The organism is Stenotrophomonas sp. STEN038, assembly GCF_056759895.1.
The window spans coordinates 1-7429 of record NZ_JBRRDW010000093.1; the positions used below are offsets into that span (position 1 = coordinate 1).

The following is a 7429-nucleotide window of genomic DNA, read 5'->3' on the forward strand; positions in this document are numbered from 1 at the left end:
CCCCTCACCCCAACCCCTCTCCCGCAAGCGGGAGAGGGGCTTAAGCAAAAGCAAAGCAAAAACAAACGCCACCTTTCGGTGGCGTTTGTTTTGCATCACTTCAAACCAAGCATCATTTCTTGCTCAGCTGCTCCCACAGGAAGCTGTAAGCCAGTGCCGACATATGCGCGGCCTGCGCATTGTTCGCTGCGCCACCATGACCTCCTTCGATGTTCTCGTAATAGGTCACGTCCTTGCCTGCGTCGATCATCTTGGCCGCCATCTTGCGGGCGTGGCCCGGATGGACGCGGTCATCGCGGGTGGAGGTGGTGAACAGCACCGGCGGATAGCTCTTGGCCGGGTCGAACAGGTGGTACGGGGAGAAGGTCTTGATGAAGTCCCAATCGGCCGTGTCCGGGTTGCCGTACTCAGCCATCCACGAGGCGCCGGCCAGCAGGTGGCTGTAGCGCTTCATGTCCAGCAGCGGAACCTGGATGACCACCGCACCGAACAGCTCCGGGTACTGGGTCAGCATGTTGCCGGTCAGCAGACCGCCGTTGCTGCCGCCCTGCACGCCCAGGTGCTTGGCCGAGGTGATGTTGCGGGTGACCAGATCCTGCGCAACCGCCGCCATGTCCTCATACGCCTTGTGACGATTCTGCTTCAGCGCGGCCTGGTGCCAGCGCGGGCCGTACTCGCCACCGCCGCGGATGTTGGCCACAACGTACACGCCGCCCTTGTCCAGCCAGGCGCGGCCCATGCCGCCGGAATAGCCCGGGGTCAGCGAGATTTCAAAGCCACCGTAGCCGTACAGCAGGGTCGGGTTGGAACCGTCCAGCTTCATCGCCTTGTCGTGCACCACGAAGTACGGCACGCGGGTGCCATCCTTGCTGGTGGCGAAGTGCTGCTCGATCACCTTGTCGCTGGCGTCGAAGAACGCCGGCATGGTCTTGAGCACTTCCGGCTGCTTGCCGATTTCGGCCAGGGCCAGGGTGGTCGGGGTCAGGTAGTCGGTCACGGTCATCCACACCGCGTCGCTTTCATCCGCGTCCACCGCGCCAACACCAATGGTGCCGAAGGCCGGTGCGCCGGTGAAATCGCTGCTTACCCAGCCATCCTTGCCGTGGGTCAGCACCTTCAGGCGATTCTTGACGTCGTCCAGCACGTTCAGCACCACGTGCGACTTGGTCCAGGTGGTGCCGGCCAGCGAAGTGGTGTCGGTCGGTGCGAACAGCACGTCGAACTCGCGCTTGCCGGCCATGAAGTCATCGAACTTCGTCGCCAGCAGTGAACCGGCGGTATAGGTCTTGCCGCCTACGGTCCACGGCTCACGCAGCTCCAGGGTCAACCATTCGCGGCGGATGCCCTTTTCGGCCGAGTTCGGCGCGTCGACCTTGGTCAACTTGCCATCGGCACCGATCAGGAACAGTTCGTTGTTGTAGAAGGCAATCGTGCGGCTGACGAAGTTACGCTCGAAGCCGGGCGTATCGTCGTGCATCGCGGCGATGTACATGTCTTCCGGCGTGCCTTCGTACACCGTGGTGGCAGCGGTGATCGGGGTGCCGCGCTGCCAGCGCTTGACCACGCGCGGGTAGCCGGAGGTGGTCATCGAGCCCGGACCGAAGTCGGTGTAGACGAAGACGTTGTTCTGGTCGATCCAGCCCAGGCCGCCCTTGGCCTCGGCACGGAAGAAGCCGTCCTTGATCCAATCCTTCTTGGAGATGTCGAACTCGCGGGTGACATCGGCGTCAGCACCACCGCGCGACAGCGCGATCAGGCAGCGGTTGTACTCCGGGCGCAGACAGTTGGCGCCGTGCCATACCCAGTTCTCGCCCTCGGCCTTGTTCAGCGCGTCCAGGTCCAGCACGGTTTCCCACAGCGGCTCGGCCTTGCGGTACTCCACCATGGTGGTACGACGCCAGACGCCGCGCTCGTGCTGCTTGTCCTTCCAGAAGTTGTAGTAGTAATCGCCAATCTTCTCGACACCCGGGATCTTGGCGTCCGAATCCAGCACTTCGCGGATACCGGCTTCCATTGCCTTGAACTGCGGGGTCACGGCCAGACGGCCTTCGGACTTGGCGTTCTGCTCCTTCACCCAGCCCAGCTGTTTGTCGCCGGTGACGTCTTCCAGCCAGGCGTACTTGTCCTGGGAATCGTCAGCGCCCATGGCGGCCCCGGCCAAGCCGGAAGAAAGCAGACCCGCCACAAGGCAGGCAGAAGTGAGTCGGGACATGTTGGCTCCATGCAATCATAAGCCGCGAACGCTACCACAGCCCCCTGCCCACCCCCACGTGTCGAAGGTCAGGCCGCCTGTGGCAGGCGCCGCCGGGCCGGGCGACGGCCACGGGTGGCCTGCGGGCCGCGTTTGCGCGGCTTGGCGTGGCGATTCCGCCATGCTGCGGGTAGGCGAAAGCGGTACAAGGCCCACCAGGCGCTCAGCGGCATGCCCAGCAGCCACAACGGCAACCAGCCGATCCAGTCGCTGTGGCCGCGCGCCGCCGGCCACACCAGCACCAGTGCCAGGCCGGCCAGGGCGGCCTGTCTGACGCAGCGCAACACCTGCGGGTCGGGCGCGTCCTGCGCGTTACGACGGGATGACGATGCGAGCGGCTTGGTCATGACGTTCTCCGGCAACATGGCTGTGTTGGAGTGCATCCTCGGCGGCCGCCATCTCATAGACTGCGACCTGCCATTGACGGACGCATCACTGCCCGTCGAACATGCAGCCCTGACCTTCATAGGTGCCTTACCCGTAATGCGACCGATTCCCCTCTTTGTGTCCGCCATGCTGTTGAGTCTCGCCCTGCCGCTGAGCCCGGCTCTTGCACAGGAGGCTGCGCCGGCGACGACGACGGTGGAGGGAATCGCCGAGGGCCCGATCGACCTGCAGCGCTTCATGGGCCGCTGGTATGTGATCGGCCGGGTGCCGAATTTCATCGAGCGCGGCCATGTGGCCAGCGTCAACACCTATACCTTGCGCGATGACAACAAGGTATCGATCCGTTACCAGTTCCGCGAGGGCTTTGCCGAGCCGGAAGAGGAGATCGAAATCCGCGCCAAGGTGGACGAAGAAAGCGGCAACCGCAGCTGGCGCACCTGGTTCTACCGGGTCGTACCCACCCGTTCGCGCGTCCTTGAGGTTGCTCCGGATTACTCCTGGGCGCTGATCGGCTACCCGGGTCGTGAGATGGCTTGGATCTTCGCCCGCGAGCCGGACATGGACAACGCCACCTACCGCCAGCTGGCCACGCGCCTGCGTGACAAGTACGACGTCAACACCGACAAGCTCAAGCGCGTGCCACAGCACCCGCAGCAGGTGGACAAGCTGGGTTTTGAAGTGCCGAACAAGAAGTAACAGGGCCGGCTTGATTCTGCCGTTGTAGGAGCGGCGTAAGCCGCGAAGCTGACGCTAATGCAGCCGGCGAAGTGCCACCCCTCCCCAACCCTCCCCTCCGCCTTCGGCGCAAGGGAGGGGGCAAAGCATAGTGCCGAGCCATGCTCGGCAGAGGCTTTGCCGGTAATGTCCCCAGCCAAGCATGGCTCGGCTCTACCTGCATTTTGTGTAACGCCCCAGCCGAGCATGGCTCGGCTCTACCTGCATTTTGTGTAACGCCCCAGCCGAGCATGGCTCGGCTCTACCTGCATTTGTGTAACGCCCCAGCCGAGCATGGCTCGGCACTACAGGTGCGGCGTCAGCCACCTGGCTTGGCGGTCTCTATGACTACACCCAGCTGCTTGCCGGCTTCGGCCAGTTTGACCTTCTTGCCGTCGCTGCGTGCGATCAGGTAATCCGCCGCTACCCAGCCGCTCTTGCCGTCTGCACGCACATTGCACCATTGCAGGTCGGCCAGGCAGCGCTGCACTTCCACCGTGGTGCCCACCGGCAATACCGCCAGGCGCTCGGCACGTTGATCCGGCGCGCTGCGCAGGTTCAAGCCATTGCTGACCTGGGCGGCGGGTTCGTTGATGCGCGGTTGGAACCACAGCACCGCGCCGATGATGGCCGCGCAGGCTGCGATGCGGGTGATTAGCCGGGGCATGTCGTCAAGCTTGGGGAATGCGTATCCCCAAGCTTGACCCTCATCGCCGCGGCTGACCAGTCCCGGCCGCGGTCGCTGTTCAGGCAGTCATGCCGCTATGTCGCAGCAAGGCGTCAATCTGCGGCTCACGGCCACGGAAGGCGCGGAAATTCTCAGCCGCGCTGCGGCTGCCGCCGCGTGACAACACTTCATCGCGGAAGCGTGCGCCGGTCTCGGCCAAGGCGCCCGGTGCTTCCTCGAAAGCGGCATAGGCATCGGCACTGAGCACCTCGGCCCACTTGTAGCTGTAGTAACCGGCCGCATAGCCGCCAGCGAAGATGTGGCTGAACTGATTGGCGAAGCGGTTCCAGGCCGGCGGGATGTTCACCGCCACCTCGCCGCGCACGCGTTCCAGCAGCTGCAGCACACTTTCCTGTTCAGGCTGGTACTGGCTGTGCAGCAGCATGTCGAACAGGCCAAACTCCAGCTGGCGCACGGTGAACATGCCGCTCTGGAAATTCTTCGCCGCCAGCATCTTGTCGAACAGCTCGCGCGGCAGCGGCGCGCGGGTGTCGACATGCGCGGTCATCGCTTCCACCTGCTCCCACTCCCAGCAGAAGTTCTCCATGAACTGGCTGGGCAGTTCCACCGCATCCCATTCCACACCATTGATGCCGGCAACTGCCAGCTCACCAATGCGGGTCAGCAGCTGATGCAGGCCGTGGCCCATTTCGTGGAAGACGGTGGTGACTTCGTCGTGGCTGAAAGTCGCCGGCTTGCCGTCACTGCCGCTGCCGAAATTGCAGACCAGGTACACCAGCGGCGTCTGCACGCCAGCTGCGGTGACGCGCCGGTTGCGGCAATCGTCCATCCACGCACCACCGCGCTTGCCTTCGCGTGCGTACAGGTCCATGTAGAACTGTCCGACCAGCGCGCCATCGGCGTTCACCAGCCGGTAGAAACGCACGTCTTCGTGCCAGACCGGAGCGCTGTCCTGTTCCACCTTGAGGCCGTACAGGCGCTCGATCACGCCAAACAGGCCAGCCAGCACCTTGGGCTCGGTGAAGTACTGCTTCACTTCCTGCTCGGAGTAGCTGTAACGCGCCTGCTTGAGCTTCTCGGCCACATAAGCCAGATCCCAGGCCTGCAGCTCTTCCATGCCCAGTTCGTCATGGGCGAAGGCTTCCAGCTCGGCACGGTCGCGCTGTGCATACGGCTTGGCGCGTGCAGCCAAATCACGCAGGAAGCTCAACACCTGCGGTGCGTCGCTGGCCATCTTCGTGGCGATGGAATACTCGGCGTAGTTGTCGAAGCCCAGGAATGCGGCCAGTTCGTTGCGCACCGCGAGGATGCGATCAATATTGCCGGTGTTGTCCAAGGCCGCATCGCCGAACTCCGATGCGCGCATCGCATGCGCGCGATAAAGCTGCTCGCGCAGCGCGCGGTTGTCGGCATAGGTCTGCACCGGCAGATAGCACGGCATCTGCAGGGTCAGCTTGTAGCCTTCGCGGCCATCCTTCTGCGCGGCGGCGCGGGCGCTGGCGATCACGTCATCGGGCAGGCCCAGCAGGTCATCGGCCACATCCACGTACAGGGCGAATGCATCACCGGCATCCAGCACATTCTGCGAGAACTTGGCTTGCAGGCCGGACAGCTCTTCCTGCAACTCGGCGAAACGCGCCTTGCCGGCGTCGTCGAGCTCGGCACCACCGAGACGGAAGTCGCGCAATGCATTCTCCAGCGCCTTGCGCTGTGCTTCGTCATAGCCTGCAGCTTCCGGTGCGGCAGCCAGCAGCTTGTACTGTGCATACAGCGCCGGGTTCTGCGCGACCGAGCTGCCGAAGCGGCTGATCCTGGGCAGGTTGGCGTTGTAGACCTCGCGCAACTCCGGCGTGTTGACCACCGCCTGCAGGTGCGAGACCTGGCCCCAGGCGCGATACAAGCGCTCGGTAGCATCGTCCAGCGGCACCACGAAGTTCTCCCAGCTCACCGGCGCCACGGTTTCGGCAGCTTTCACCGCCGCTTCGGCCTCGGCCAGCAGCGTATCGACGGCCGGGGTGACGTGTTCAGCGTGGATCGCGTCGAAACGCGGCAGGCCGGAGAAATCGAGCAGGGGATTGGTGGTGTTCACGACATTCCTTCAAACAGTTCCGGCTGCGCCGGCATCAGACCTGATATGGCGACGCTTCCAGCCAGGCACAAGGCAGGGCCGGCATGCCCTGCCCGGCCACGGCCGTGGCTACCACGGCGTCTGCTTCGACCACGTCGATGCCCTGCTGGCTGTACCAGTCCGGGTTGTAATAGCTGTGTGCGTAGCGTTCGCCGGCATCGCAGAGGATGCTGACGATGGAGCCATCACGGCCGGCAGCGCGCATCTGCTGGGCGGCGTACAACACACCGATGAAGTTGGTGCCGGTGGAGCCGCCAACGCGGCGGCCCAGGGTGGCGCTGACATGGCGCATCGCAGCCAGGCTCAGCGCATCACTCACCTTCACCATCGCATCGACGCAGGTCGGGATGAAACTGCGTTCCACGCGCGGACGACCAATGCCTTCCACACGCGAGCCACCTTCACAGGTCATGTCACGCCAGTCGCGGCCTTCCAGCGCGGCGCAGTAGCCGTCGTAGAAGATTGAGACTTCCGGGTCCGCACAGAGGATGCGGGTGTCGTGGCGGCGGTAGCTGACGTAACGGCCAAGGGTAGCGGCGGTGCCGCCGGTGCCGGGGCTGCAGACGATCCATTCCGGCACCGGATGCGGCTCCTCGGCCATCTGCTTGAAGATGGATTCGGCGATGTTGTTGTTGGCACGCCAGTCAGTGGCGCGCTCGGCGTAGGTGAACTGGTCCATGAAGTGGCCGCCGGTTTCACGCGCCAGCCGTTCGGATTCGCAATTCAGGTCGCAGGCGCGCTGCACCAGATGGCAGCGGCCGCCGTGGAATTCGATGGCAGCGATTTTTTCCGGCGAGGTGCTGGCCGGTATCACCGCGATGAACGGCACGCCCAGCAGGCGCGCGAAGTAGGCTTCGGACACTGCGGTGGAGCCACTGGAGGCCTCGATCACCGGGCGGCCCTCGCGTAACCAGCCATTGGCCAGCGCGTAGAGGAACAGCGAGCGCGCCAAGCGGTGCTTGAGGCTGCCGGTCGGGTGGCTGGATTCATCCTTCAGATAGACATCGATACCGGGGAAGCCCGGCAGATCGACGGGAATCAGATGGGTATCGGCCGAACGGTTGTAGTCGGCTTCAATCTTGTGGATGGCCGCCGCCACCCAATCACGCTGGGACATGGATCGCCACTTCTTGGTGAATGCTGGTGTGGATTCTACTTGGTTGGGCAAAAACCCGGGGGAGGTGATGGGGTTGTTTTTGGACCCCGCCAACCAAGCGGGAGTGGTAAAGCAAAAAAACCACCGGCAGAGAGCAAAATTTAT

Annotated in this window: 6 protein-coding genes; 1 reads left to right on the forward strand and 5 read right to left on the reverse strand. The window is 63.8% G+C overall.

Annotation, left to right across the window (positions count from 1 at the left end; genetic code table 11):
- Window positions 1-112 precede the first annotated feature (112 nt).
- Both ACVOLS_RS20945 and ACVOLS_RS20950 read right to left on the reverse strand, forming a co-directional pair.
- Window positions 113-2212 (reverse strand): prolyl oligopeptidase family serine peptidase, encoded by a 2100-nt coding sequence (locus ACVOLS_RS20945; protein WP_481547226.1) that lies wholly within the window; start codon window positions 2210-2212, stop codon window positions 113-115.
- A 68-nt stretch (window positions 2213-2280) separates the two neighbouring features.
- Window positions 2281-2598 carry a hypothetical protein gene (locus tag ACVOLS_RS20950; RefSeq protein ID WP_481547227.1) on the reverse strand — a complete coding sequence of 106 codons (318 nt, stop codon included), beginning with the start codon at window positions 2596-2598 and terminating at the stop codon, window positions 2281-2283.
- 136 nt (window positions 2599-2734) lie between these two features.
- On the opposite strand from ACVOLS_RS20950, the gene ACVOLS_RS20955 reads away from it, so the two are divergent.
- The gene (locus ACVOLS_RS20955) at window positions 2735-3334 is read left to right on the forward strand and encodes a lipocalin family protein (RefSeq protein ID WP_481547231.1); all 600 of its coding nucleotides are present in this window, start codon (window positions 2735-2737) and stop codon (window positions 3332-3334) included.
- 337 nt (window positions 3335-3671) lie between these two features.
- Here the strand turns inward: ACVOLS_RS20955 and ACVOLS_RS20960 are convergent, their stop codons facing one another.
- The 3 genes from ACVOLS_RS20960 to ACVOLS_RS20970 form a co-directional block, all read right to left on the reverse strand.
- Window positions 3672-4019, reverse strand: coding sequence for an SH3 domain-containing protein (locus tag ACVOLS_RS20960; RefSeq protein WP_481547228.1), 348 nt, complete (start codon window positions 4017-4019; stop codon window positions 3672-3674).
- A gap of 79 nt (window positions 4020-4098) precedes the next feature.
- Entirely contained in the window at window positions 4099-6129 is a 2031-nt protein-coding gene (locus ACVOLS_RS20965; protein WP_481547229.1) for a M3 family metallopeptidase, read from the reverse strand.
- A gap of 34 nt (window positions 6130-6163) precedes the next feature.
- Complete coding sequence (locus tag ACVOLS_RS20970; protein ID WP_481547230.1) at window positions 6164-7285, reverse strand: PLP-dependent cysteine synthase family protein; 1122 nt, start codon at window positions 7283-7285, stop codon at window positions 6164-6166.
- Between the last annotated feature and the right edge of the window lie 144 nt (window positions 7286-7429).

Bases quoted from the DNA above. Each gene is read 5' to 3' on its own strand.
- ACVOLS_RS20955 (WP_481547231.1), top strand. From the start codon at position 2,735: ATGCGACCGATTCCCCTCTTTGTGTCCGCCATGCTGTTGAGTCTCGCC.
- ACVOLS_RS20950 (WP_481547227.1), bottom strand. From the start codon at position 2,598: ATGACCAAGCCGCTCGCATCGTCATCCCGTCGTAACGCGCAGGACGCG.
- ACVOLS_RS20960 (WP_481547228.1), bottom strand. From the start codon at position 4,019: ATGCCCCGGCTAATCACCCGCATCGCAGCCTGCGCGGCCATCATCGGC.
- ACVOLS_RS20945 (WP_481547226.1), bottom strand. From the start codon at position 2,212: ATGTCCCGACTCACTTCTGCCTGCCTTGTGGCGGGTCTGCTTTCTTCC.
- ACVOLS_RS20970 (WP_481547230.1), bottom strand. From the start codon at position 7,285: ATGTCCCAGCGTGATTGGGTGGCGGCGGCCATCCACAAGATTGAAGCC.